This is a genomic window from Stieleria marina (assembly GCA_007741555.1).
Lineage (GTDB): Bacteria > Planctomycetota > Planctomycetia > Pirellulales > Pirellulaceae > K23-9.
In genome coordinates this window covers 7,451,350-7,477,802 of the sequence record CP036526.1, presented here as the reverse complement: position 1 = coordinate 7,477,802, position 26,453 = coordinate 7,451,350, and the positions used below count along the sequence as shown (strand labels likewise).

The window sequence follows — 26,453 nt, the reverse complement described above, 5'->3', positions numbered from 1 at the left end:
CTTGATTGAGCGATTCTGTCGCTCAGCTTAAGAAAGAACTTTGCCTCGTCGATCATCACTGATCGACGAGGTTTTTTTATGCGCCATCCGAGTCGGCGTTTTGGCTTAGTTCGTCGACCACATCGCTGCGAAGACGGCTGATGTCGTTGAAATCGTTGATGTCATCGGGTTTCAGATACAGGCGGTGGCTGTCGTTCTTTTGTTCAACGAAGAACCACTTCGGTGTCGTAATCGCATGCTCCGTGCTTCCGCGACGGCTTACGACACGCGGCTGGTAAACATCTTCGTGGTGGCTCCATTGATCCACGTCCGTCAATTGGCACTCCGCTTGGCTCAGTTTGGCAATCGTATCCGGAACGATGCTGGCATCGCGGACTTGCGGAATCCGAGTCGGCCCGACGCCAGCGACGATCATTGGCACTCCGATATGACAACTGCGCAGCGGTCCGGCTTGATAACCGATCCAGCCGTTTTGTCCCAAGCTGATTCCACTGGTGCCGGCCAAGACGATCGTGACGTCATCGTCCGCCGTGGCGGTCACCAGCACTCTGAGTAGTTCATCAACCAGCCGAACCTGACAGCCATACGTCCTCATCCACGTGGCGATCAGGTCAGGGTGTTCGTCAGCCTTGAGCTGGATTTCGGGCGGTGACGTTTGATCGAAAACGTAAGGAAGGTCATCCAGAGAGTCTGTCGACTCCTGGTTCGATTCCAGCATTTCTGCTTCTAAGGTTTCGGCGGCATCAAGTGGTTCATCGTCCCATTCAGCAAGTGGTTCGGCGTCCACCAGCCATCGAGGTGCGTCCCAGCAAGTTCGCAGAAAATCACTGTGCAACCACAGAACGCTCCAGTCATCGTCTTCGCCCAAACGTTCGACGGCGGCGGCAATCAGCTGTGCGAATTGCGTCGATTCCAGATCTTCGGCCACTCCGTTTTCCTGTGACTGATCCACCGGATCGATCAGAAATAGCTGGTCAAAGTTCGTTTTTGCGGCGAGCGAGATTGCCTTTTGCGAATCACTTAGCAGTTCGATGCTGCCCATGGGTTTCCATGACTCCATCCAATCGTCTTGCTGCATCCACTGCTCAAGCGTGGCGGTCGCATCGGTGTTGTTGGTAATCAGCCGGTCCCAAACGCAACCGCCCGCGGCCAGAGCATCGATCGCCGGTGTGGAGTTCCAGGACGATCCGTAGCACCCCAGTGCAGATGGTGCAAATGCATCGAGGGTCAGCACGATTAGTTTGGTTTTGCTCTGGTTTGTTTTGCTCATGCGGCTCCCAAGCTCGTCATGACCGTCAAATTCGGTCGTATCGTCAATCCTGCGCGGGTCGGCGGACGCCGACCTCTTCATTGGTGAACACCCAGTCTATCAGCGAGCTAGGTTTCAACGCAGTAGTCACTCCATGGACTTCTCCCCCGAGATTGTGCCGAGACGGAGTGTTTACCGCGAAAGTTCGGTTCAGCCAAAATCAACGCAATCCAATTCAGCAACATGCAACCTTTTCCTCCGAATCAATTTTCAAGTGAGGCCGTTGTCGGCCCGTCGACGCCTGTCGTCGTACCAGTGGTTCATCCAGCACCCACGTCGGATTCCGCGTCACCTACGACAGCGCCATCGATCAATCGTGATCAAGTCGTCGTGTGGGATGTTCCGTTTGACGTCGTCTCTTTGACGCAGTCGATCCAGCGAATTGGCGAGTTGATCGAACGTCGGCAGCCAAGTTACGCGATCACTGCGAATCTGAACTACGTCATGCTGCATGCAAACGACCCCAGCATGCGCCCGATCACCGAGCAGGCGGATTTGATAGTCGCAGATGGTCAGCCGATTGTTTGGCGTAGCCGTTTGGCCGAAACGCAATTGCCCGAACGAGTCGCCGGTAGTGAGATGATCTACGACTTGGCAGAAGCAGCAAGTCAAAAGGGTTGGAAGATTTACTTCCTCGGTGGCGAAGAAGGCGTCGCGGCGGAATGTGCCAAACGGCTGGTCGCAAAGTATCCAGGGCTACAAATTGCCGGTGTCGAATCACCGCCGTTTCGCAATCTGAATGATCAAGAGCAAGCCGCGCAAGACGCTCGTATCCAGGAGTCGGGTGCCGACATTCTGCTGGTCGCCTTTGGTCAACCCAAAGGCGAGCGGTGGATCTATGACAATTACCAGCGTCTGGGCGTGCCCGTTAGCATTCAGCTAGGCGCGTCGTTCGACTTCGTCGCGGGAACCGCGATTCGAGCGCCCAAGATGTGGCAAAAAATCGGCATGGAATGGTTCTACCGCATGGTGAACGATCCCGGCCGCATGATTCCCCGTTACGCGTCAAACGCTTGGTTCCTGGTCAAGGCGCTATGCAAAGACTGGCACAGCCAAGTCAAACGTTGGGGCATGGACGTCGCGTAGTCAATAACGCTGCCCGAGCAACGTGAGCCGCTGGCGCTAGCCACGGCCGTTTGCGGTATCACTCGATCGGGCTCGCAGTTCGCAGCGATTTGGTCTGTGAAATTCGCTTTTTTTCGCTGGAGCGGATTGCGCCTGCTGGTGAATGCCCGTGGCTAGCGCCAGCGCCAGCGGCTGACGCGTGCGAGTGACGTTGCTGTTTTGAAGTGAACTTCGCTGCTGATCTTGATTGCCACGTCCGTCTCGGGGACTGGCTGGCCAGCACTACTGGCCATGATGCGCCCGAGCAATATGAGCCGCTGGCGCTAGCCACGGCCGTTTGCGGTATCACTCGATCGGGCTCGCAGTTCGCAGCGATTTGGTCTGTGAAATTCGCTTTTTTTTCGCTGGAGCGGATTGCGTCTGTTGGTGAATGCCCGTGGCTAGCGCCAGCGGTTGACGCGTGCGAGTGACGTTGCTGTTTTGAAGTGCACTTCGCTGCTGATCTTGATTGCCACGTCCGTCTCGGGGACTGGCTGGCCAGCACTACTGGCCATGATGCCCGAGCAATATGAGCCGCTGGCGCTAGCCACGGGCCGTTTGCGGTATCACTCGATCGGGCTCGCAGTCCGCAGCGATTTGCGCTGTGAAACTCGCCTTTTTTTTCGCTGGAGCGGATTGCGTCTGTTGGTGAATGCCCGTGGCTAGCGCCAGCGGCTGACGCGTGCGAGTGACGTTGCTGTTTTGAAGTGAACTTCGCTGCTGATCTTGATTGCCACGTCCGCTTCGGGATTGGCTGGCCAGCACTACTGGCCATGATGCCCGAGCAATATGAGCCGCTGGCGCTAGCCACGGGCCGTTTGCGGTATCACTCGATCGGGCTCGCAGTTCGCAGCGATTTGGTCTGTGAAATTCGCTTTTCTTTCGCTGGAGCGGATTGCGTCTGTTGGTGAATGCCCGTGGCTAGCGCCAGCGGCTGACGCGTGCGAGTGACGTTGCTGTTTTGAAGTGAACTTCGCTGCTGATCTTGATCGCCACGTCCGTCTCGGGGACTGGCTGGCCAGCATTACTGGCCATGATGCGCCCGAGCAATATGAGCCGCTGGCGCTAGCCACGGGCCGTTTGCGGTATCACTCGTTCGGGCTCGCAGTCCGCAGCGATTTGCGCTGGGAAATTCGCTTTTCTTTCGCTGGAGCGGATTGCGTCGGTTGGTGAATGCCCGTGGCAAGCGCCAGCGGCTGACGCGTGCGAGTTGCTTTGCGAGCTGCTTACTTTTTCTTTGGCTTGTAGATTTCGGTTGCGGTTCCAAAGTGAACTTCACCGGCGTTCATCAGCGTTTCGCTCAGCGTAGGATGCGGGTGGACGCTGTCGGTGATGTCGTGGACTTCGCAGCCCATTTCGATCGCTAGCACGGCTTCGGCGATCAACTCCCCTGCCCCACTGCCGACGATGCCGCAGCCCAAGACGCGATGCGTTTCAGGATCGACCAACCATTTTGTCAGCCCGTCGGTGATGCCCAGTGCTTGAGCGCGACCGCTAGCGGCCCACGGGTAAACTTCGACGTCGACCTTGCGTCCAGCCTGCTTGGCTTCTTCTTCGGTCAGTCCGGCCCATGCGATTTCGGGGTCAGTAAAGACAACCGCAGGAATCGCGACGGCGTCGAATGCGGAGTTCTTGCCCGCGATCACTTCGGCAGCGACGCGGCCTTCGTGAGTCGCTTTGTGTGCGAGCATTGGGTCGCCCGCAACATCGCCGATTGCCAAGATATGCGGGTCGGCAGTTTTCTGTTGCTTGTCGCAAACCACAAAACCACGATCGTTGACTTCGACTTGTGTGTTTTCTAAACCCAGTCCGCGTGTCACCGGGCGGCGGCCGATACTGACCAGTACGCGGTCAAAGGACTCGGTGCCGAATTTGCCGGGGCCTTCGAATGTGACGTCGACTTTGTTGCCGTTTTCGGCCAGCGAGCCGACTTTAGTGTTCAGCAGCACGCGATCTTCGCAGAGTGCTTTGATGCGTTTGGCGAGCGGTTTGACCAAGTCCTTGTCGGCGCCTGGCAACAAGTTTTCGGCCAATTCGACGACCGTGACTTTGGACCCAAGTTGGGCGTAGACGCTGCCCATTTCCAAGCCGATGTAGCCGCCGCCGATGACCAGCATGGTTTCGGGAATGTCGACCAGGTTCAGCGCTCCGGTGCTGTCCATCACACGGTCACTGCCGATGTCAAAAACAGGCGGCATCGCAGGCACACTGCCCGTCGCCAAGACGCAGTGATCGAAGGTGATCTGGCCGCCTTCGGGGATCGACTCGTGATCGCCTTCTAGTTTCAGCGTCGTCGAATTAACGAATGAACCGCGTGCTCGAATGACCTTTACTTTGCGACGTTTGGCCAAGTTGCCCAGCCCGCCAGTCAGCGTGTCGATCACTTTGTCTTTGCGGGCACGTACTTTATCGATGTCAATCTTGGGTTTGCCGGAATATTCGACGCCCCATTCCTTGCCCAATTCGTCGACTTCGTGAATCACTTTGGCGACGTGCAGCAGTGCTTTGCTGGGGATGCAGCCACGCAGCAGGCAGGTTCCACCCAGACGCGGTTCGGCTTCGACGATTGTGACCTCAAGACCTTCGTCGGCGGCCAGAAAAGCTGCGGCGTATCCGCCGGGACCACCACCAAGAACGACAACGGAAGAATGCATCGAATTGTTTGCCTTCGCAGGATTGGTTTTGTCTGATAGTTCGTTGATTAAATCGTGGCCAAATGCTTCGCTGTCGCAAGCGAGTTTGTCGTCTTACGACCGCGAAGCGATTGGCCGCGCTGATTTGAAGAGTGCATCTTAATTCGGCGGCGTTTTTTTTGCACCGGTGTGTCTCAGACCCGACTCTCCCCGGGGGCAGCGTGAAGTGTTGCAGACCAAAAAAAATGGCAAGCGAGAATATCGCTTGCCATTGAGTGTTTTGTCTTGCGTGCCGCGAAAATTATCGCGACAAGAATTCGACCACAGCGTTCGCGTCCACTGGCAAGCTGATGTCGCTTGGTCCTGGCAGGCCCAGGATGGTGGCTTTCAGGTTTTCGCTGTCGAAAGTGACCCAATCCAAGGCGTCTGGAGCCGCGTTGGCGATCACACCGCGGTAGACGTTTTTCAGGTTTTCACGATCGCGAACTTCGACGATGTCGCCTGGGCGAAGCATGTAGCTTGGCTTGGTGACTTTGACGCCGTTGACGCGGAAGTGACCATGAGCCACACCCTGACGTGCTTGAGGACGAGTCTTTGTGAATCCCACTCGGCGAACCACGTTGTCCAATCGACGCTCACACATCAAAAGCAACAGTTCACCGGTGTTACCAGCTTTGCGGCCCACTGCGTCAAAATAACGACGCAATTGACGTTCGCCCAACCCGTAATAGTGTTTGATCTTTTGCTTTTCCATCAACGCCATGCCGTAGTTGCTCGGGCGACGTCCGCGGACGTGCATACCAGGAGGCGTGTTGCGGCGATCCAGGGCGCGAGCGGCACCAGCTGTTTCGTAAATGAGCGTGCCTAGACGGCGGTTAACGCGAGCTTTAGGGCCTGTGTAACGTGCCATTCAAGTATTCCTTTGCAACGCCAATTCGGCGTGATGGGGGTGGGCGTCGACGCCAAGATTTGGCGACCACAGCCGGCGAGATCCAGTGCATCGCAAACGCAATGCAGGCCCGCTTTGACAATCAAAGCAGACCGGTCCCGCTCAGGGATTTTCAACAGGGCCAGAGTGTGGCCCAGAGAGGCGATCGCGACAAGGGGAAATAGGCGGTTTTGTCGGGTTTCAGCGTCTTTCACCGATGCCCGGGCTGATCTGCGGGAGCAAGCTGCGGACTGGCCACACTCGCTGGCTACACTAGTTTTCCGTCCTCCAGCACACGTTGGCTGTCCATTGCAGCGGCCAGAGTGTCGCTGTGAGTCACCGTAATCAGAATCGCTCCCGAGGATTTCTGCAGTTCCAGCAGCAGCTGAGTCACCGAATCAGCCGTTGTGCGGTCCAGGTTTCCGGTCGGTTCGTCCGCCAAAATCAAAGTCGGCTGCATCAGGAGCGCCCGAGCAATCGCGACCCGCTCCCGTTCGCCGCCGGACAATTCGCTTGGCAAGTGCCCGGTTCGACTGGCCAATCCAACCGCTTCGAGCAATTCGCCGGCCCGCGAAAGGTCTTCGGCGGACGGTTTTCCTACCGCTAAAGTCGGCACCAGGACATTTTCCATGACACTCAGCTGGGGCAGCAAATGATGATCCTGGAAAATGAATCCGATCTGTTTGCCACGAAAAGCTGCCAGCTGCGATTCGTTCAGCTCAAACGGATTCGCGTTGTCGATCAACACACTGCCGCTGTCGGGCTGATCCAAAGTCCCCAAGATTTGCAGCAACGTGCTCTTGCCGCATCCACTTGGGCCGACGATCGCCAGTGAATCGCCGCCGCTCAGTTCCATCGAAACGTCGGTCAGAACATGCAAACTCTCGCCCGCCATGGGATACGACTTTGCCAGATGATCGACTTTTAGTGTGGCCATGATTCAAAAACGTGTTTGAGTTTGCAGGATTTACGACGTCGCCAATTTACACAACGCAAGCGTCGCCACGCCATAAAACGAATACTCCACATCGGCCGTTTGGTCTAACGCAAAACCAACAAACCCGCCATCAGGTGACTGCATCGACATCGCGTAACGCTCCGCAGCACGCACGTCGACTTCGCCCGCAGCGTCCAAGTCCGTCAGCGTGATCAGTCCGGTGCAAGTGCTTAGCAAATCGGCGAAGGGGATCCGCGTGTTGGCTGACAATCCACCTTCATCGCTCTGCATTTCGCCAAGGAAGTCGATGGTGTCAGTGTGGTCGACGCGATTTAATTGACCTAGCGTTTTCAACGTCCCAATCGCGGCGGCCGTCGGGTTCACGCCCGCGCGTTTGGCCGCGCGAATTTCCAAGTAGCCGCCATCGGGATGCGCCTGCGAACCGATGAAATCAATTAACCTGTTTGGTTCGGCAGGTTCGATCTCGATCAGTTCGTGGCAAAGCAACGACAGAAACGTTTGGTACGTGCTGCCCGCGCGACCTTCGGGGGTTTTTGCAAATCCACCGTCATCGGTTCGCAGCGTGCCCAACAGATTGGCAATGTTTTGTCGCCAAACCAGATCGTCATCGTCGATCACAACGCTGCCGACGGATAGTTCGCAAATCGCCGCCCCAAAGATCAACGAGATCATGTCGATGATGGATTCTTTTGCTGTCAGCCGCGAACGCAAAAACGCTGCCGCGCGATCACCGATCGATTGGTCCAACGCGTCCAAAATCCAAAGTGCTCGCAGACCAAACGCCGTGTAGTACGGATCGCTGTCGCCTTCTCGGCCCGCAAACCCACCGTCGTCCCGTTGTTGCGAAAGCAACCAGTTCGCATGCCGATCCCGGACTTCGCGATCGATTTGCGAAGCACCCATCGCAAGTCGCAAAGTGAGATCTTGAAGGTAGGGCATGGTGGTCCGATGATGGTGGTCCGATGATGGTGGCTGTTCGTTTTGTCAGCCGCTGGCGCTAGCCACGGGCACTATTACGGTGACTGCTTTTTTGGTGCAGAGATTCCGGTAGGGTGTCGTATTTAATTGGGATGCCGGCTAAAGGCCCGCTGGCTAGCGCCAGCGGCTCACAAGTAATCGATCAGCCCGACTACGCAGTGCCGTTAGGATTGAAGTACTTCGGCTCGTTGCCTTCTTTCCACTTGATGTTGCAGCCTAGCGATGCGATTTGATTTTCGGTGGGCGAATCACCGGCTAATACGGCATCGATTGCGGCACGCAAGTCTTCACCGGTAACCGGTTTGGGCGGGTCCATCTTCGGGCGGCTTGAATCTAATTGTCCTCGGTAAGCCAGTTTCATATCGCCGTCGAACAAAAAGAAGTCCGGAGTACAGGCGGCCGCGTAGGCTTGCGCGACGCTCTGGTCGCCATCGAACAAGTACTCAAACGCATAGCCTCGTTCAGCTTTTTCCTTCGCCATTGCTTCGGGCGAATCGTCTGGATACTTGTCCGCGTCATTGCTGCTGATCGCGACCACGCCGACGCCCTGCGCCATGTAGTCGTCTGCCAAAACTTTTAGCTGATCGGCAACATGTTTGACGTACGGACAGTGGTTGCAAACAAACATCACCAAGACTGCTTTCTTGCCGGCATAGTCGCTTAATGCAACGGTTTTGCCTTCCGGGTTGGGCAGCGAAAAATCGGGAGCTTGGGTGCCAAGCGGCAACATCGTACTTACAGTGCGAACCATCGAATCAAAAAACCTAAGCGAGTATCAAATGCGAGAACGTTCGGACTACTTTTTCAACTGATCCAACAAGCGGCCGGGGCTGCCCATTGCGTGGTAGCCACCATCGACGTGCAAAATGTCGCCGCTGATGCCGTCACTCATCGAGCTCAACAAGAACGCGCCTGTGCGGCCCACTTCTTCGTGGGTCACATTGCGACCCATCGGAGCCATGTGTTCGTACATCGACAGCATTTCTTCGACGCCCGCGGCGCGACCAGCAAGTGTCCGGATAGGACCAGCGGACAAGGCGTTGACGCGGACTCCGTGCGGACCCATGTCGTATGCCAGGTACCTAACCGTTGCGTCCAAAGCAGCTTTGCAAATCCCCATCACGTTGTAGCCAGGAACGCATTTTTCGCCGCCAAAGTACGTCATCGTGGCGATCGCTCCGCCCGGATTCATCAGCGGTTTGGCCGCCGCCGTGCAGGCCAGTAGCGTGTAGACACTGATATCCATGGCCAGTTTGAAACCGTCGCGGCTGGTGTCGACGGTGTCGCCTTTGAGGTCTTCGCGGTCAGCGAAAGCCATCGAATGCAGCATGAAATCGATCTTGCCGAATTCTTTTGCGGTATGGTCAAACGCCGACTTGATGTCTTCGTCCTTGGACGCGTCCATCGGGATCAAGAACTTGGCGTTTTCGTATTTGTCTGTCAGTTGTGAAACGCGGCGACGATTGCGTTGGCGTTCGTCATCGGGGCGATCGGGAAGGTGGGTGAATCCGCACTCACCACCGGCATCCATGATCTGTTTGGCGATGGCCCAAGCGATCGAGTGATCGTTGGCTACTCCTAGGATAAGCCCTTTTTTTCCTTCAAATTGCATCTGAACTAATTCCTCGCGGGATCATGGCATCAAGATTCGTGTCACACTGTCGGTCGGACAACATACCGCCAAACTGCCCGCCGCGTCTATTTGCCTAACAACCTGCCGGACGAATCCCAACAACCTGCCGGACGTACGAAGGTCGACGCGTCTGATCAGTGGGGCTGGGAATCGAACGGACGCGATTGTTGGGCGGTTCTAGTAGGGGGCGATTCTGGGATAAGTTCTAAGTGGAACTTACAAAGTGATGGCCGAAGCAAATGACGTTAACTCTGCCGTGACAGCCGAAATATTTGAAATCTTGCAGCAGGAACTCTCACGCGAGCAGTTTCGTGCCACTGCCCTGCCCCTCCTGCTGAGCCAAATCACTGGTCAAACGCCCGGCGACGGAGCGACTCCCTGCGGCGGGATCGTCCGCCAAGTCCAGTCGCAGTGGCAGACCGACCTGTGGGTCGGCAAATCGACGACGCTGCCCGAAGATGAAATTAGCGACGCGATCGATCGTTCTGCCATTTCGCTGACCGACCAGTGGTGCGTTGCGCCGTTACCAAGTCTAACCACTGACGACGATCTTCCGCTTTCGATTGCAACCGCTTCCGCTTTGGTCGTTCGCCTAGATGGTCAGCCAGCCGCCCAGTCACACATCCAGCGGACCACACAGATTACGTCCAGCGTCTTGTCGCGAATCGATCAACGCGACCGACGCAAACTTCGCATCGAACAATTGACCGCTGTCTTAAATGCTTCCATCGATTGGCAGCGTCTCGATGACGACGAAAAGCTACTTCATGCCATCGCCGATACCGCGACGGAGTTGCTGGACTGCCAGCGAGCCAGCATCTTTCTTTGGGACAAACGCCGCAAAAAATTGATCGGTCGTCCGGCTTTGGGAATCGATGGCGGAGTACTCGAAGTCGCCGACAGCGTGGGCATTGTCGGCGAAGTGCTTCTCAGCGGTGAACCCAAGCTCTGGAGTGCCGACGCCGACGATGAAGCACGCATCAACCGCAAAGTCGACAAGAAGACCGAATTTCAAACCGATTCACTGCTTGCTGTCCCGATGCAAGGTGGCCATCGCGGCGATGTGATCGGCGTGTTTGAGGCCATCAATCACAACAACGGATCCTTTGGTGCGTTTGACGCCGCCGTGTTGTCCGATTTGGCAACGCACGCATCGGTCGCAATCGAAGGGCTGCGGGCTCGTCGTACGCTTGCGCAATCGCGTGACCGTCTTGTCGATGACGCGGCGTCGGCAACCAAATTGATCGGCGATCATCCGTCGATTCAATCGGTTCGCACCAGCGCAGGCAAAGTCGCCAAGACGGATTTGTCGCTGCTGATCCTGGGCCGAAACGGAACCGGCAAGGAAGTCTTGGCACAGCACGTTCACTACGAAAGCAATCGCCGCAATGGACCGTTTATCGCGGTGAACTGCGCCGCTTTGGTCGAATCGCTGTTGGAAAGCGAATTGTTCGGGCACGAAAAAGGCGCTTTCACGGACGCCAATCAAACTCGTGTCGGCAAGTTCGAACTGGCCAACGGCGGCACGCTGTTTCTGGATGAAGTCGGCGACATGAGTCCTGGCGGGCAAGCCAAGCTGCTGCGTGTCTTGGAAGAAAAGGTGGTGGTACGTGTCGGCGGTTCGCAAACGATCCCCGTCGACGTGCGGGTGATTGCGGCGACGAATCAACCGCTGGAACAGCTGATCGCCGAACGCCGTTTTCGCGAAGATCTTTTCTTTCGGCTGAACGTCGTGTCACTCACACTGCCGTCGCTGCACCAGCGCGGCGACGACGTGTTGTTGCTAGCCGAGCATTTCATGCAGCATTTCTGCTATCACATTGGCCGGCAAGTGCCAACATTGGACGCATCGGCTCGCAAAGCCATGCTGTCGCATCCGTGGCCGGGAAATGTTCGCGAGTTGCGAAACACAATCGAACGCCTGTGCTATTTGACCAGCGAAGACGTGATCACGGCAGCCGATTTGACGTTGAATACCTCCGCGGCGAGTCGTATCAATGCGGCGTCTACGTCCGTGGACGCCAGCCAATTTCCGGACGAATTGACCGACGCGACTAGGGTCTTTCAAGTCACGCACATCGAAAATGCGATTGCACGCTCAGGTGGCAACATGACCGACGCCGCCGCCAGCTTGGGCTTACACCGATCCAATCTCTATCGCAAAATGCGTCAGCTAGACATGAACGCCGACGAAGAATGAGATAGGCAAGTCGTCGCGGGACATCAACACAAAGCGAAAAATTTCACGCTAGGTCACAACAAACCATGATCCAACCCCAACACATTCGCTACGGTTCGCTCGATTGCATCGTCGTCGATGGCGGTGATAGCCCATCCGTCGCTGTGGTCGTTTGCCACGGATATGGCGCACCCGGCCACGATTTGGCGGGCCTTTGCCAGCCGTGGATCGAAGGCCTTGGTGACGACGCCGATCGATTCCGTTTCATTTTTCCTGCCGCGCCGGGCACACTTGCCGAGCTAGGAATGCCTGACGGCCGAGCGTGGTGGCCATTGAACATGGCTCGACTTATGGAGGCCATCGAAGCGAACGCATTCGATGAACTACACGCGCACGAACCGCCGGGGATCGAAGAGGCGCGCAGTCAACTTTGCGAAACGATCAAGTTGGCTAAGAAAGAGCTTGGCGGCGATGCAACACCGCTAGCCTTGGGCGGTTTTTCGCAAGGAGCAATGTTGACGATGGATACGGCGCTGCGCGGCACGATTGATCCACCGCAGTTTTTGATGCAGTTTTCGGGGACCGTCATCTGCGAACCCCAGTGGCAAGCCGCCATGAATCGCTTGGCCAATACGCATGTCTATCAGGCACACGGCACCGAAGATCCGATTCTGCCATTCACGAGTGCTCAGCGGTTGCACGCGCTGCTCGAAGAAGGAGAGGTAGACGCGACGTTCCATTCCTTCCGCGGGCCGCACACCATCGCTCCGGAATCCATCGAACACACCACCGAAGCCCTAAGAGAACTGCCCTAGCAGTACCACTAAAGTTAGCCGCTGGCGCTAGCCACGGGCACTTATCCAGCGCCGTACAAAATTTACACCTTGCGAATGAACTCTTCGGCATAGCTTCGCACTTCTTGTCCGTTCAGCACGTGCACCATTCTTAGTTGTTGCACCTGTTCATCGCTAAACGAACCCAGCGGCACGTGCACCAACTGCTTCTTGTGCCGCCGCGCCAGTCGTTTCAGTCCGCTGCCGGGTGGCAGTGCTGACAAAATCGCGATTTGCCGTCCCTTGGCGTGCACGCAAGCGCCCGCGATCAAACGTTCTTCCAGCGTCGTTGTAAAATCCAATCGTCGATCGGTCCAAACGTCACGAATCGGTACCGGCGGAAACAAAAACATCGCGCCGCCATAGACGCCCATGCCGATTCCAGGACCGACCATTTCTTTTTCGTAATTGGTCGCAAAAAACGCCAGCGTCGATTCATCTTTGTGCTCAGCAAACCAAGTCGTTCGCCAAGGATACTCGCGAGGGTCCGCCGGCGAATCAAACAGCATTACGCACGCATCCAGTTTGCCACGACTGGGCGGAACGACTTTGACGTAGATCTGTTTTTCGTACCAATGTCGCAGCGTATCTCGAATATCGATGCCGTCTTTGACGCTGGTGGTGAACTTTTCCGTGCGCGCCAAATCGTTGCCCATGATCGCTTTGGCTCGATCAAACACACGCGTCCGGAAATTTTCAATTCGGTCGTCTTCCGGCGGATAACTGCACTGGGTGTGCGGATTCCAGCGATACTCCCACTGCGTCTTTTCGCTCTCACTTGGTCGACGCTGAAGTTTCAAAGTGCTCCACGTCATCGGCGGTCCCGGCAACCGGCTAACCAGCGGCACGACACCACCACCTGGGAGTCGAGCCTGGTCGATCCCCAGTGAGACAGTCTCCAGATCGACTTGTTTCACGTCACCGCTGCGATGCGGATACTCGTTAGCGCGTTCGGCGACATGCAGCGCGAACTGATCCCCCAGAATCTGTTTTGCAGCCGTGATGATCGTGATCAAATCCGGAGTCATCCGGCGATGAATCAAGGAAAGATTGCGAACGTACTGCAAGCACTTCGCCAAGTGCAGTGGCGTGACCCGTCGTGCGCGTCGGCGAAATTCTTTTCGGTACGACTCTCGCGACGCAATTAGAAGCTCTTTGACGCCATCGATCTGCAAGTTCTCGTCTTCTTCCAGTTCGCTCCGCGCTCGTTCGTACAGTCCTGTGATGAAAGGCAGTTCGCCGAACAAGAACATCGCCGTTCGATTTTCGATGGCGTAGCGAGTTGGCGCGAGCGTTTCGTCGTGCAGCGGAAGATCAATCTCTGCCGCCGATTCGCTGCGAGTACTTTCGTCGTCATGAAACAACTCGCTGTACGCTTCGCGGACCCACGGCCAGTGCAGCACGCTACAGACAAACAGGACGTGTTCATGACGCTTCTCCAGTTGTGACAATCGCCACGCGGTGTGGACTATCCGACTGCGAGTCTGTTCGTCGGGTGGCCGTGGAATACTGGGCAGCACCGCGGCAGCAAACTTGTCCGGGGCGACTTGGCGAACGGCAAAAGGATCGGGCATCACGGTCGAAAACGGTAGGAACGTATCCGTTTCCAAATCCACGTAAGCTCGGGGAATGTGTTCGCCCATCGCAGCTCGGATCGCCATGATCACACCCTGGCACGGATCGATCGGCACGTAACTATGCAGCTGGGCATCATCATCGTCTTCGCCGGCTCCGTCCAATTCGTCGCGATCGGGTGTCCACTCGCTCGCTTGCCAGTCGGGCGTTTGTTCAAAAGTAGGCGTAGGACGTTGGATCACAATGGAAGGCCGTGGCAATTGCACAACGCCAGCTTCGACTTCCTCACGAAACGATTCTGGTAGTGGCACGGCGACGCAATCGAACGATTGTTCCAGCATCCAACGACGCACCGTCAATGCAAACTGACCGCTGCCGTGAATGATGGGCAGTACCGAAATGCGGTTCCCTAAACGTAATAGTTCGGGCGTGTGGACAGCGTTGGGAGAGTTCAAAAGACGGCCACTCGTAAATGTCAGCGCAGGAGAAGAAGGCAGCAGGTTTTTATTGTCTCGCAAATCAACGGCGAATTATACCCATCATCCCAATCAAGCATCTGGGAGCCGCGGATGCGGATAACTCTAGGCAAAGTCCGGGAATGACCGAGCTAACAGAGTCAGTTGGCAAGTTCGTTGCTCAAACCCCACGCTGAAGCGAGTTCACGCAGCCTAGACAGCCCGCCGAATTTCAAGCCACGGCCACCATCGTTTGCCGATACGCAGCAGCATCCACCCGCCAATTAGGAACAGAACCGCCCATGGAAACAACGCGATCAACGCGACCAGCAAATTCGATCCCGCCAGTTGCATGGCTCCGATCGATTCGCTCCAGGCTTGCGAGATACGTTTTGCCAAAGTGGGGGCGGACGCGGGCTGATACTCTTGTTCTTCGCGGCAATTGATCGTTACCGTTGCCAGCGAAGTTCGATCGGCCAAATATCGCATGCGTCCCTCCATGCGTTCAATTGCTTCGCGAACACGTGATAGTTCGCGTTCTACTTCCAAGATGTCCGCTAACTTGCCGGCGCGATCATTTAGGATCGATAGGACTCTTTCTTCCAGTTGTTTCTTGTTCTTGATTCTCGCTTCAATGTCGACGAACTCTTCGGTCACGTCTTGAGCGTTTTCGTTTCGCTGTTCGGCAAACCCCAGAGCACTGACGCCGTTTAGAAATGCAGTGTATCGATCGACCGGAACGCGCACCGTCCAAGTTCCCGCTTGCTGGTCGCGAAACGTTCGGTTGGTCTGGTTGTTAGCAACATAACCACCAAATTCAGCAACAAGAATCGGGAGCCGAGACTCAAAATCGCGATAGCTGGTAACGACCAAGCCAATGGAAGTGTTGTAGATGATCTTGCGATTTTGGGCAGTCGCGAACCGAACTTGCGGCGCGTCTGATTCGGAGAGTGTGACCAGTTCAGCCATCACAGCGGAGTCAGCTGCGGTCTCGGTCGATGATCGAAACTCATGCGTTGCAAAGCTCTCGTCGGAGCTGATCGAAGCTGTCGCGTCCTGGTACTCATGGGGACCGCAGCCAGCCACGGCGAAGCACACGATCAAGAAGACACCCTTTGCAAAGTCACTCATCACGCTTTCTCCCAATTGAATCGAAATTAGATCTCTACTAGTCACGACGACTCAGAGAGCGTTTTGATGGGGCGTTTTTCGGATTTTTTTGGAATAGTTGCCAAACGACTTTCGGCTCGGTAGGCGATTTTGCTCCCGAGAGTGAAGTGGTCATTCATTGCGCGCAGGTGGTAATTCACTGGTCATTGCGATGACCGATGAAACACCTTGGCGTGATTGGGGGCCAACGTATCGCCGTCGATTTGACCCAGTGAATCGAGAACTAATTTGCCCTTGGCCGATATGGGTTGATCAATGAACGGCGTCTCGATTGAAGCATCGGTGGTCTCGCTTAATCGCACCGCGATATCGACGCTTTCATGGGGCGACTGATACGATAAGACGAACAGTCCGCGATCCTGATCTGTGTTTACACGTAAGTTAGCGTCGCACAGGAGGCCACTAGCTTTCCATTGCTTGCGAAGCTTGATCAGCGACGCGTACCAGTCTCGCATTTCGACGTCGTGATCTTCCAACGTGCCGATCTGTGAAGTGTGAAATGCCGCAGGGTCGGTCGGTAAAACTCCGTGTTCCCAGTCATGCTGCGGGTACTCCCGTTTGCGACCTTCGACGACAGCGGTGCGAAGGTGTTCGTCGCCGAAATCAACAAAGAACTGAAACGGACGTTCGCAGCAAAACTCTTCCCCCATGAATAGCATCGGAATTCCCGGCGACAATAGCAGGAGTGCCGCTGCGGCGCGTTGCACTTTCTTGCTGGTCAATTGATGCAGCCGTTTTCCTAAAGGATGATTGCCGATGAAATCATGGTGTTGGATCGAATAGACCAAGCCTTCTGTGCTGACTCGGTCGCCCGGTGCACACCGCCCTCGTTCGTTTCGCAGTGTGCCTTCGTAGACGTAGCCCATCTCCAACGTTTGCTTTAGATCCGATGTTTCGTAGGTCCGGTGGCACAAATGATCTCCGGGCCGAACGAATGCAAACAAGCTGTGCAAAAAATCGTCGCACCACTGGGCGTCGAACCCGATGCCGCCATCGCCAAGCGGCGTGATCATCTCTGGATCGTAGACATTGGATTCGGCAATCAGCATCGCAGGTCGCCCTGCTGCGGCGGACCAGTCTTTGGCAGCACGGCTGATGTCGGCGGCAATGTGCGTTTCGCTGTCATCACGCATGCAATGAATCGCGTCGACGCGCAGACCATCGAAATGAAATTCGTCGTACCAATACAGGGCATTGGCAATCACGAATCGACGGACTTCGGTTCCAAACGTCGGGTGGTCAAAATTAGGCGCCGCGCCCCAAACCGTGTTGTGCCGGTCCGAAAGATACGGCCCGAACTCGCTTAGGTAGTTTCCTTCGGGGCCCAAGTGGTTGTAGACAACGTCCAAAATCACAGCCAAACCTTTGGCATGTGCTGCATCGATCAGGCGTCGTAGATCATCGGGCGTTCCATAGGCCGAAAGCGGCGCAAACCAGTTCACGCCGTCGTAGCCCCAGTTCCAGCGGCCAGCTGATGCCGATACGGGCATCAACTCGATCGCGGTCACGCCCAGTTGGGCCAATTCATCCAGCCGATCGATTGCCGAAGCAAAAGTGCCGGCTTGAGTGAACGTGCCGATGTGCAATTCGTACACGACTAAATCTTTGCGATCGACGCCTTGCCATGCACCGTCTGTCCAATCGAAATCGCGCGCGACCACTTCGCTCGGTCCGTGCACACCCTGAGGCTGAAAGCGGGACGCTGGATCCGGACGCGGTGGGCCACCATCAACTCGGTAGAAATAGTGTTCGCCGGCAACACAATCATCGACCACGCCGACGTGATAACCGCCCGGTGTCTTTTCGAGCGAAATTTCACGTTTTCCGCGCGGCAGCACGACGGTGACTTGCGCATGGTCTGGTGACCAGACGACAAACCTTGTCTGGCAGTCTGCTAACGGGGCAGCACCAAGCACTCGGTGCAGTTCTGTTTGACGGATGGTTTCAGGGATCATGGCTCTGTAGTCCTGAGACGCCGCTTGCAGGACGTTTCTCGCATCGCAAGAAAACAAGCTGGATTCGCGGTGTCGCCGTGGAATGTCCTGCGAGCGGAGTCGCAGGGCCGAGGTTGACTGTTTGTTAGTGGATTACTGTTTGCTAGTTGAAACGATCAACGACTTTACGTGAACAGTGCTTCCTGAGCGGCTTCCCCCCACGGGATTTGCCCCGACGATGGACTCGGGCGACTTGCTAGACTGATGGTCGCTGTTTCGCACTCACTTTCTTTCTACGGAATACAACCTTGAGACTTGTTCTTGTCCTAATTGGAACTGTTTTGCTGAATTCATTTGTGGCGGCGCAATCACCATCAACGATCCGCATCGCAACCTATAACGCTTCTCTGTACGGCAAAAAGTCAGGGCAGATTCTGGAGCGACTGCGTGATGGGCGAGATCAGCAGGCCGAAAAAGTCGCTCGCGTCGTACAGACGATCCGACCTGACGTGTTGTTGATCAACGAAATTGACTACGACGCGGACGGTGCGACAGCCAAGACGCTTGCCGAGTTGTATTTTGCAAAACCGCAGCGAAAGCTTTCTCCAATCGACTACCCGTACGTCTATTCCGTTTCCAGCAATACCGGTGTCGATTCTCAGTTGGACTTAGATCAAAACGGTCGCACCAATGGACCTGCTGATGCCTGGGGTTTTGGTGTCTATCCCGGCCAATACTCGATGGCGATTTACAGTCGCTATCCGATCAATTACTCGTCAATTCGGAGTTTTCAAAAACTACTTTGGAAAGACTTGCCAGACGCGAAACGGCCGGTGGATCCAAAAACTGCACTGCCATACCACGATGACGAACTTTGGAATCAGCTTCGGCTCTCCAGCAAAAATCACGTCGACGTGGCGATCCAAATTGGCGAAACCGTTTTGCACGTTCTGGCCTGTCACCCCACGCCGCCCGTGTTCGATGGCCCCGAAGATCGCAACGGATGTCGCAATCATGACGAGATCAAGTTTTGGGATCACTACTTGAGTAATCCGGCAGCCGACTGGTTGGTCGATGACCAAGGCAACTCGGGTGGATTGGCCGTTGGCGAATCATTTGTGATCATGGGCGATCTAAATTCGGATAGCGTTGATGGAGACGGTAAACGTCAGGCAATCGTCGATCTGCTGGCGAACGATCGTTTGTACGATCCGCAGCCCAAAAGCAAAGGCGCGGTCGCGGACTCAGCAGGCAAGAAATCTGCGGCACGGCAAAAAGCCGACCCAGCGTTGGACACGGCCAAGTTCGGCGGGAATTTGCGAGTCGACTATGTCTTGCCCAGTCGCACGCTCAAACGCAAAGACGCAGGGGTGGTTTGGCCTGAGAAAACGGATCCCGACTACGAAATGATCACCGCTAGCGACCACCGAATGGTATGGGTCGACGTTGAATTGCAGTGACCACGCGACGCGCTGTTGTGGTCGCGAATAGATCCGGCAAAGCCTAGGGGCTGAGTCGGTTAAAAGCGTCAGCGAATGATTGCCCGATGTGAAAGAACGTGTCGGCCCGTCCGTAGTAGTGGTAGCCGCCGTCAAAGCTATCGCCTTTGGGGACGACGTGAACGGCTGTTTCCGCGTAGGCCACATTGCCGACAAATTCAGGTCGCTTGGCAACGTCCGATTGGATCTTGCGAAAGCCGAAGTGTTTTTCAGCGTAGCGTTTTTCCGGCACGGCACCTTGCTGCCCCAGTTCGCCGATGACGAAAGGTAGTTTGGGAGCATCGAGGTCTTTTCGCACGTCACGGATCAAGTGGGCCAGGTTTTCACCGTATTCAGAAACCTTTTTGTCATCGATCACGTCGTTAAAACCTTGAAAGAAAACGAAGCCTTCCAACTGATAGGTTCCATCGCTCTCGGGAACATATTGAGCGATGTCTGCCAGCGTTTCTTTTACAATCCTGATCGTGTCACGGTACGCTTCGCCGTAGACCTCCTTGGCCAGCGGTTCCAGTTCTTTCGTTTCGCGATTTCGCTGTGTGTAGTCTCCCAAACCGCGACTGGGTGGACGAAACCGCACCGCCAAGGCTCTACCACCCCACGCGCATTTGATGATCAGCACCGGTTCGTCGAACCGGTCTCCCATCGCATTGCCGAACTGCAATTCCGGTCCGAACCGATCAGTTGGTGATGCGTATCCAGTGGTGAGTCTGCCATGTCGATCTAGGTAGCGAATGAAAACGTCGTCCCGCTCGGCCCATTGGTCGCCATCGCGAAGATGTTGGTACTGTGCTTTAGTTGCTTCGTCGCTGGCGAGCTGTTCCAAATGTTTGATCGAACCTTTGCCTTGCATATTCGATTGGCCCGCGAGAATGAACACGCGGACTTGTGCGTCAGCGTGATGGGTGACAGTCAGCAACGCGATCGCGATGATTGCAATTCGATTCATTAGTAAGTTGATGCAAGGAAATCAGGGAGGAATGCAGGAAACAATGGATGCGACGAAGGCGGGCTTGGGATCAAATCGCCTGCGGTACTTCACTGGCCGTTGCCTGTTATTCTATCAGTGTTCAGCTGTTGCCATCGATCGTTGCTCACTCCCCGTTATCCCATTCGGCCAACTTGATGCCCCGTCGCGTGCTCTTCATGATCAGTTCGATGCGCGGCGGCGGGAGCGAGCGGCAAACATTGTTGTTGCTAAAACACCTGGATCGCGCGCGTTTCACGCCGCATTTGTACTTAAGCCAGCGGGCCGGCGATCTACTTCAGGAAATCCCCGAAGACGTGGTCATCCATGCCTTTGACGACCAGGACCCGGCGAGTGGGTTTTATTTTCCGGGGCGCATTTTGGCTCAGCAAGTCGCGCATCTTCGCAAGGCACTCTCAGTCGCGCAGATCGATGTGATCTACGATCGAACATTTCACATGTCGATGATCGCGGGGGCGGCCGCGGCTGCTGAAGGTGTTCCGCGAGTATCAACCATCGTCAGCCCGCCACACCGAGCGGTACCGCTGGTGGAATCACGATTTGTTGGGTTGAAACGTCGTCGGTTGGCCAAAGCGTACCGGCAATCCAAGCACATCGTTGCCGTTAGCCAGCAAGCGGGAAAATCGGCGGAGAGCTACTACGGTTTGCCAGCCAGTTCAATCGAAGTGATCGTCAACCCGGTCGACATTCAAGCGATACAGCGAGCTGCTAAACAATACGTTCCTGATCAGAACGACGCTAAGAGATCGTTGATTTGCGTCGGACGGATGACAGCAGAAAAAGGCCATCGTGATTTGATCGATGCACTCGCATTGACTCAGTCCCGATGGCCGGCCAACGTCGATCCGCTGCGCGTCGGTTTGGTGGGTGACGGTCCGTTGCGATCGGAATTGCAGGCCCATGCTTCCGCGGTTTTGCAGTTGCACGAAGTTCAGTTTCTAGGGGCTGTTGCAAACCCAGCGCCGTACATAGTGACGGCCGATGCGTTGATTTTGCCTTCGCATTTTGAAGGCATGCCCAACGTCGTTTTGGAATCAATGGCAATTGGAACGCCGGTGATCGCGACTCGATCCGGTGGCACGGTGGAACTCCAGCGTGACGAGCAGACGGTCTTGTGGGCCGATCCGATGAACTCATTGTCACTGGCTGACGCGATTTTAAAATTCGCGACCGATCGCGAGAGCATGACCAACTATGCTAAGGCGGCGACCCGGTTGATCCAAGAACACCACGATGTGCGATTAACGATTAGGCGAATCGAACGCCTGTTTGAATAAACACAATCGTTTTGGCCGAACGCACTTAATAACAAACGCTCGACACAGACCGCCCCAGTCCAATCAAGCTCCACCTTTGATTCCCGCTCATGACGCTTCATCCTCAAGCCCAGACTTTTCTCGATGCGGTCGCTGAAGCCAACGGGCCAGAATGGTACGAACGAGAGTTGTCCGAGGCTCGGACGGTTTTTGACACGTTGCCTTTTTACGGCGATCCGCCCGACGTAGCGGAAGTTTCTGATCACACCGTCGCAGGTGTGCCGGTTCGGATTTATAAACCTGTCGATGATTGTCAGTCCGCGGGCATGATCGTTTTTTTTCACGGGGGTGGTTGGGTGCTTGGCAGCATCAAAAGTCACGATGTGTTGTGTCGGCGATTGGCACTCCAGTCAGGTGCCGCCGTGGTGAGCGTCGACTATCGCCGTCCACCCGAGGATCCGTTTCCCGCTGCGATCGAAGACTGCTTCACAGTATGTGATGTGATTGCCATGGACCATCCGGCGCTGGGTATCGGCGGTCCCATGCTGGTTGCAGGCGACAGTGCCGGCGGAAACCTTGCCGCCGCAGTTTGCTTGATGGCACGGGACCGTGGCGGTCCCCAGATAGCCGGCCAAGTCCTGATCTACCCGGTCTTGGATGGCACGATGTCTGGCCAAAGTTACAGCGATTTTGCGTCGGGCGTTGGGCTGACAGCCAGGACAATGGGGTGGTTTTGGCAGATGTATACCGGTGACGAAACCACCGCCGTCCGAGGCAATCCCTTGGCATCGCCGACACGTGAAACAGACCTCTCCGGTCTGCCACCGACTCATCTGGTCGCAGCGGAATACGATGTTTTGAAGTCCGAGGCGGACGGCTTTGCACTTCGTTTGGCTGCTGCGGGCGTCGAGCTGACGACCAAGCAGTACGACGGAATGCTGCACGGTTTCGTGCATTTTTCCAAGCCGTTTGACGACGCCAAGCTTGCGATGGGCGAAATCGCAGCACGATGCCGTGAACTATTAAACGCGGAATCAAAACGGGGTGAAGTTCACGACCAACAGTGAGCTGGCGACGGCTAGTTGCGGCTACCAATGTCAAACGATCTCGCAGCAAGCAACGCTATTTTTCCAACAGTGATTTGACGTAGGGTATCACGTCTTTGTGGTACCCGAATCCCACTCCTTCGCCCGCGTCGACGAACTTCTTTACCAGTTTACCACTTGCGTCAAAAATCAAGACGGCGGGAATCGAGTCGATGTCTGCGGCCGCGTAAACGTCGTCGCTGGGTGTGGTGCAAATGTAGTTGGGGAATTTTGCGTCGATAGATTTCAGAATCGCCATCACGTCTTTTTCGTAGGTGGTAGGCGGTTTGGATTTGCGTCCATCAAAATCAACGTCGATTGTCATGCACTGAACTTTGTCGCCGAGTTCTTTGTGCAGATCGACCAGACCGGGAAGCTCTTTGATGCAAGGCATGCAAACGGTTGACCAAACATCCAGCACGGTAATCTTGTTGGTCGAAGCGGCCGTTTTCTGAACGTCTTCCCAGCTTGTCAGTGCAACTGTAACTGACTGCGAATCGGCGGCGGGCATTTTTACGGTTTCAGAGTCAGACGCTGATTCGGTCGTCGAATCGGTGGTAGCGATGTCCGACGACTGATCAGATGCATCGATCGCTTGATCTGTAGAGGTCGCAGTGGCGGTGGACTCGTCCGTTTTGCTCTGGCAGCCAACCAGGCTGAACGAGAGACATCCGGTTAGAAAAACGAGCGTGAATTTGTTCACGTTTAGAGCCCGAGGGCAGATGGATTGTCGAATGGTCAAGGCAATTCCCTGTGGCGAGAGTTGGAGTGATTCACTCGGCTGGTGAATCGCAGGAAAAGTGTCTGTTTTTACCTGCATTTTCTCTTCTTTGACCGCTTGGCTGGATCGCGTCGCCAGACGATCAAGTAGGATTGTATCGTGATCGACAGTGGGTCGGCAGAGTGACGTTTCCAAAAATAGAGCGGGTTAAAAAAATCGTGGACGGCGACATGTCGACAGCCCAATTGGTAATCGCCTCGAAAGAAGGCGACAACGAAGCGTTTGGTCGACTGTTAGAACAGTATCGCGGCTACCTGTTGATGTTGGCCCACCGGTACCTATCCGAACCGCTTCGTCGGCGTGTTGATCCTGCGGATATTGTCCAGCTGACGTTTTTAGAGGCCAAGCGTGACTTAAACGGTTTTCGCGGCGCGACGCCAGCAGAATTTGCCGGTTGGTTGCGAGGGATTCTGAAAAACAACGTGGCCACCGCTGTGACGCGGCACGTGACGACACAGAAACGTTCGATCAAACGCGAAGTTAATGCGGGCGGCGGAAATCAAAATGACACCAATCCTGGTGGCTGGATCCAGCAACTTCCTGGCAGCACAACCAGTCCCAGCGGAGTGGCAATACGCGGGGAAGCGGTCGTGGCTTTGATGGCGGCCCTGCACGAGTTGCCCGAAACGCAGGCCGAAGCGATCCGGCTGCGATACATGGAAGGATTGCCATTGGCAGATATCGTCGACCGCATGGGCAAGAGCGATACGGCGGTCGCCGGTCTGCTGAAGCGAGGACTGCAAAAATTGCGAACAATTATGGACACCCAGCGCAGCCCCTGGCTTTCTGGTTAAGAACAAGCGGGAGGTTTCAAGTTCCGCCAGTCGATTCTCGGTACAATCGCGCCCCCTTCGGGCGTGTGTTGTGCCTGAAGAGTACAGCGAACATGAACATTCGCTCTTACTGTTGTGCAATTCCTGAACTGGGCGCATGGATATTTGATGGCCGATTTACCCGCTCCAGACGATCAACTGGACGAAGCATTTGCGGCGTACCTGCACAGTTGTGACACGGGAGAAGTCGGTAGTCGGGAAGAATTCTTAGCTCAGTTTCCTGATTTGGCGGATGATCTGAAGGAGCTGATGGATGCCGCCGACATGATCGGCGGATTGACTCAGGCCGAAGCATCGATTGATACACCCGCGCCAACGGACACTGGGGCGGAAACCATCTCGGTTTCTGCGGCTGCCGGAGCGGATGATTCGGGATTGGATCCCGCCGCGACGTTGCCCATGGCCAATCGCCCCAAGGGTGATCCCGGTCCGACGCTACCATTTGACCTAGGCGACTACCAACTGCTGGAAGTCCTCGGTCGTGGCGGCATGGGGGTCGTTTATCTAGCCAAACAAAATCATCTGGACCGCATGGTCGCAGTGAAAATGATTCGCAGTGGAATGTTGGCGGGCGCCGATGAGGTTCGTCGTTTCTATACAGAAGCTCAAGCTGCGGCTCGCTTGCATCATCCCGGCATCGTGTCGGTTCACCAATTTGGGCATCGCGCGGGGCACCATTTCTTCTCGATGGAGTACGTCGCCGGCACCGATTTGCAAAAGAGAATCAATGGTTCGATTTTGGAACCGCGTGTTGCTGCTCGCTATGTCCGAGATGTTGCCAACGCGATTCAGCACGCTCACCAAAACGAAGTCCTTCATCGTGATCTGAAACCCGCCAATGTATTGATCGACAAGAGCGACCGAGTTCATGTTACCGACTTTGGGTTGGCAAAAAATCTAGACGCCGATAGCAGTGTCACAGGCAGCGGAGCGGCGGTCGGGACACCTCATTACATGGCTCCCGAGCAAGCCGGTGGTCACAGCGATCGGGCCAGCAAACAAAGCGACGTCTACTCGCTGGGCGCAATTCTGTTTGCTTGTGTCGCGGGCCGACCACCGTTGGTCGGTGACACAGTGATGCAGACGCTGCTGCAAGTGGTCCACGAACCGGCACCGCCTTTGCGGAGTGTCCGGCCGGAGACGCCGGTCGACTTGGATACCATCGTCGCGAAATGTTTAGAAAAGAATCCACTAAAACGCTATCAGTCAGCCGAAGAGTTGGCTGACGAATTGGATGCGTTTTTGCAAGGCCGACCGATCGCTGCGAGACCCCGATCGGCGATGATGAAGACCTGGCATTGGTTGGAACGCGTGCCGGTGGTCGGAGCGCTGACAGGACGTCATGTCGTCGAGACGTCGGTAAGTCATCGCCGTTTTCAAGCATGCATCTTGTTTTTATTCTTGCTGACGCCCCTGGCAGGTGTTGCGCTGCTGCAGGTTTGGCACCACTACAACAACGTGCTGCCGCAATCGATTCAACTTGCCGGCGGCTTGGATGGCGGCGTCTACAACGATGTAACCAAACGCATCTCTGATCGATTGGTTGACGACTATGGCGTGCAAGTTCAGTTGATTCCCACCGCGGGATCATTTGACAATCGCGCCCGCCTGTTGGCCGGAGACGTTCATTTGGCGCCCATGCAAGCGTCGGCGATTAGTGGCGATCAATTGTGCGTCGTTGCGCCGCTTTTCTACGAAGCGGTTCACGTTGTCGTTCATCATGAGCTGCCTGTGGAATCGATTGAGGATCTTGCCGGATACGATGTTGCCGTCGGCCCGCCGTTAAGCGGATCGCGACGGACTGCTGAGCTGGTGTTTGATTCAATTCAGCTGGAACCTGCGATTCGACCCCGCGAAGTCAGCGGATGGTCGGAAATGTATCAACCCAATGCACCGCGTGCGGCTGTGATTTGTATCGGCAAACGCAGCACGTTGGTGTCGAATTTGTTGACCAGCGGTGATTGGAAACTGGTGCCGATTCCCGATGCGATCCAGATTTCTTTGCAGCATCCGACGCTGCGACCAATGAGCATTCACGCTGATGAATATCCTGATGCAAATTTGCCTGCCGCTGGCATCGCCACGATCGGAACCACGGCGTTCTTGGCTGCTCGCCAAGACACGCCTGGCGATCTTGTCAGCGCTGCGCTGAAAGTTCTGTACGAACAACCGACTCTGTTTCCTTCGTTGATCTCGCGATCCAACGCTGCTGAATGGCAAGGTCTGTCGTTTCATCCTGTTGCTCGTCGCTACTTCCAACGCAATCAAACTCAGTGAATCACTGGGTGAGCAAACGTCTAGTCGATAGACGCGGCACATCACGAC

Annotated in this window: 20 protein-coding genes; 8 read left to right on the top strand and 12 right to left on the bottom strand. The window is 55.6% G+C overall.

All coding sequences use genetic code 11. The annotated features are described in order from the left end of the window. Nucleotides 1-76 precede the first annotated feature (76 nt). Nucleotides 77-1,270: an alkaline phosphatase family protein gene (locus K239x_RS26485; protein WP_145421295.1), complete on the bottom strand. Its 1,194-nt coding sequence runs from the start codon at nucleotides 1,268-1,270 to the stop codon at nucleotides 77-79. 222 nt (nucleotides 1,271-1,492) lie between these two features. On the opposite strand from K239x_RS26485, the gene K239x_RS26480 reads away from it, so the two are divergent. Further along, entirely contained in the window at nucleotides 1,493-2,395 is a 903-nt protein-coding gene (locus tag K239x_RS26480) for a WecB/TagA/CpsF family glycosyltransferase (protein WP_145421294.1), read from the top strand. Between the two features lie 1,244 nt (nucleotides 2,396-3,639). Here the strand turns inward: K239x_RS26480 and lpdA are convergent. The 6 genes from lpdA to K239x_RS26450 all read right to left on the bottom strand — a co-directional run bounded on the left by lpdA (nucleotide 3,640) and on the right by K239x_RS26450 (nucleotide 9,522). Beyond that, nucleotides 3,640-5,067 (bottom strand): dihydrolipoyl dehydrogenase, encoded by a 1,428-nt coding sequence (lpdA, locus tag K239x_RS26475; RefSeq protein ID WP_145421293.1) that lies wholly within the window; start codon nucleotides 5,065-5,067, stop codon nucleotides 3,640-3,642. Between the two features lie 280 nt (nucleotides 5,068-5,347). After that, nucleotides 5,348-5,956 (bottom strand): 30S ribosomal protein S4, encoded by a 609-nt coding sequence (gene rpsD / locus K239x_RS26470; RefSeq protein WP_145421292.1) that lies wholly within the window; start codon nucleotides 5,954-5,956, stop codon nucleotides 5,348-5,350. A gap of 286 nt (nucleotides 5,957-6,242) precedes the next feature. Next, a complete protein-coding gene (locus K239x_RS26465) occupies nucleotides 6,243-6,911 on the bottom strand; it encodes an ABC transporter ATP-binding protein (protein WP_145421291.1) in 669 nt (222 codons plus the stop codon). A 30-nt stretch (nucleotides 6,912-6,941) separates the two neighbouring features. Further along, nucleotides 6,942-7,871: a prenyltransferase/squalene oxidase repeat-containing protein gene (locus K239x_RS26460; protein ID WP_145421290.1), complete on the bottom strand. Its 930-nt coding sequence runs from the start codon at nucleotides 7,869-7,871 to the stop codon at nucleotides 6,942-6,944. Between the two features lie 190 nt (nucleotides 7,872-8,061). Next, a complete protein-coding gene (locus K239x_RS26455; protein WP_145421289.1) occupies nucleotides 8,062-8,661 on the bottom strand; it encodes a thioredoxin family protein in 600 nt (199 codons plus the stop codon). Between the two features lie 45 nt (nucleotides 8,662-8,706). After that, nucleotides 8,707-9,522 (bottom strand): enoyl-ACP reductase FabI, encoded by an 816-nt coding sequence (locus tag K239x_RS26450; RefSeq protein WP_145421288.1) that lies wholly within the window; start codon nucleotides 9,520-9,522, stop codon nucleotides 8,707-8,709. Nucleotides 9,523-9,769: 247 nt separating this feature from the next. On the opposite strand from K239x_RS26450, the gene K239x_RS26445 reads away from it, so the two are divergent. Together K239x_RS26445 and K239x_RS26440 are read left to right on the top strand one after the other, a co-directional pair. Further along, nucleotides 9,770-11,743 carry a sigma-54-dependent Fis family transcriptional regulator gene (locus K239x_RS26445; protein WP_145421287.1) on the top strand — a complete coding sequence of 658 codons (1,974 nt, stop codon included), beginning with the start codon at nucleotides 9,770-9,772 and terminating at the stop codon, nucleotides 11,741-11,743. Between the two features lie 65 nt (nucleotides 11,744-11,808). Continuing rightward, entirely contained in the window at nucleotides 11,809-12,537 is a 729-nt protein-coding gene (locus K239x_RS26440; protein ID WP_145421286.1) for an alpha/beta hydrolase, read from the top strand. Between the two features lie 62 nt (nucleotides 12,538-12,599). On the opposite strand, the gene K239x_RS26435 is transcribed toward K239x_RS26440, so the two are convergent. The 3 genes from K239x_RS26435 to treZ form a co-directional block, all read right to left on the bottom strand. Then, complete coding sequence (locus K239x_RS26435) at nucleotides 12,600-14,585, bottom strand: hypothetical protein (protein WP_145421285.1); 1,986 nt, start codon at nucleotides 14,583-14,585, stop codon at nucleotides 12,600-12,602. A gap of 213 nt (nucleotides 14,586-14,798) precedes the next feature. Continuing rightward, nucleotides 14,799-15,716 carry a DUF4349 domain-containing protein gene (locus K239x_RS26430; protein WP_145421284.1) on the bottom strand — a complete coding sequence of 306 codons (918 nt, stop codon included), beginning with the start codon at nucleotides 15,714-15,716 and terminating at the stop codon, nucleotides 14,799-14,801. Between the two features lie 182 nt (nucleotides 15,717-15,898). Then, nucleotides 15,899-17,710, bottom strand: coding sequence for a malto-oligosyltrehalose trehalohydrolase (gene treZ, locus K239x_RS26425; RefSeq protein ID WP_145421283.1), 1,812 nt, complete (start codon nucleotides 17,708-17,710; stop codon nucleotides 15,899-15,901). Between the two features lie 287 nt (nucleotides 17,711-17,997). Here treZ and K239x_RS26420 point away from each other — a divergent pair, with 287 nt between their 5' ends. Next, nucleotides 17,998-19,149, top strand: a complete 1,152-nt coding sequence (locus K239x_RS26420) for an endonuclease/exonuclease/phosphatase family protein (protein ID WP_145421282.1) — start codon at nucleotides 17,998-18,000, stop codon at nucleotides 19,147-19,149. A gap of 43 nt (nucleotides 19,150-19,192) precedes the next feature. On the opposite strand, the gene K239x_RS26415 is transcribed toward K239x_RS26420, so the two are convergent. Next, on the bottom strand, nucleotides 19,193-20,134 hold the full coding sequence (locus K239x_RS26415; RefSeq protein ID WP_145421281.1) for a sialate O-acetylesterase: 942 nt from the start codon (nucleotides 20,132-20,134) through the stop codon (nucleotides 19,193-19,195). A gap of 176 nt (nucleotides 20,135-20,310) precedes the next feature. On the opposite strand from K239x_RS26415, the gene K239x_RS26410 reads away from it, so the two are divergent. Next, complete coding sequence (locus tag K239x_RS26410; protein ID WP_145421280.1) at nucleotides 20,311-21,450, top strand: glycosyltransferase; 1,140 nt, start codon at nucleotides 20,311-20,313, stop codon at nucleotides 21,448-21,450. Nucleotides 21,451-21,539: 89 nt separating this feature from the next. After that, on the top strand, nucleotides 21,540-22,496 hold the full coding sequence (locus K239x_RS26405; protein WP_145421279.1) for an alpha/beta hydrolase: 957 nt from the start codon (nucleotides 21,540-21,542) through the stop codon (nucleotides 22,494-22,496). A gap of 55 nt (nucleotides 22,497-22,551) precedes the next feature. On the opposite strand, the gene K239x_RS26400 is transcribed toward K239x_RS26405, so the two are convergent. After that, nucleotides 22,552-23,430, bottom strand: a complete 879-nt coding sequence (locus K239x_RS26400) for a TlpA family protein disulfide reductase (protein WP_145421278.1) — start codon at nucleotides 23,428-23,430, stop codon at nucleotides 22,552-22,554. 35 nt (nucleotides 23,431-23,465) lie between these two features. Between K239x_RS26400 and K239x_RS26395 the strand changes: the two genes are divergently transcribed. Further along, nucleotides 23,466-24,089: a sigma-70 family RNA polymerase sigma factor gene (locus K239x_RS26395; protein ID WP_145421277.1), complete on the top strand. Its 624-nt coding sequence runs from the start codon at nucleotides 23,466-23,468 to the stop codon at nucleotides 24,087-24,089. Between the two features lie 147 nt (nucleotides 24,090-24,236). Continuing rightward, entirely contained in the window at nucleotides 24,237-26,405 is a 2,169-nt protein-coding gene (locus K239x_RS26390; RefSeq protein ID WP_419189423.1) for a serine/threonine-protein kinase, read from the top strand. The last annotated feature ends 48 nt before the right edge of the window (nucleotides 26,406-26,453 follow it).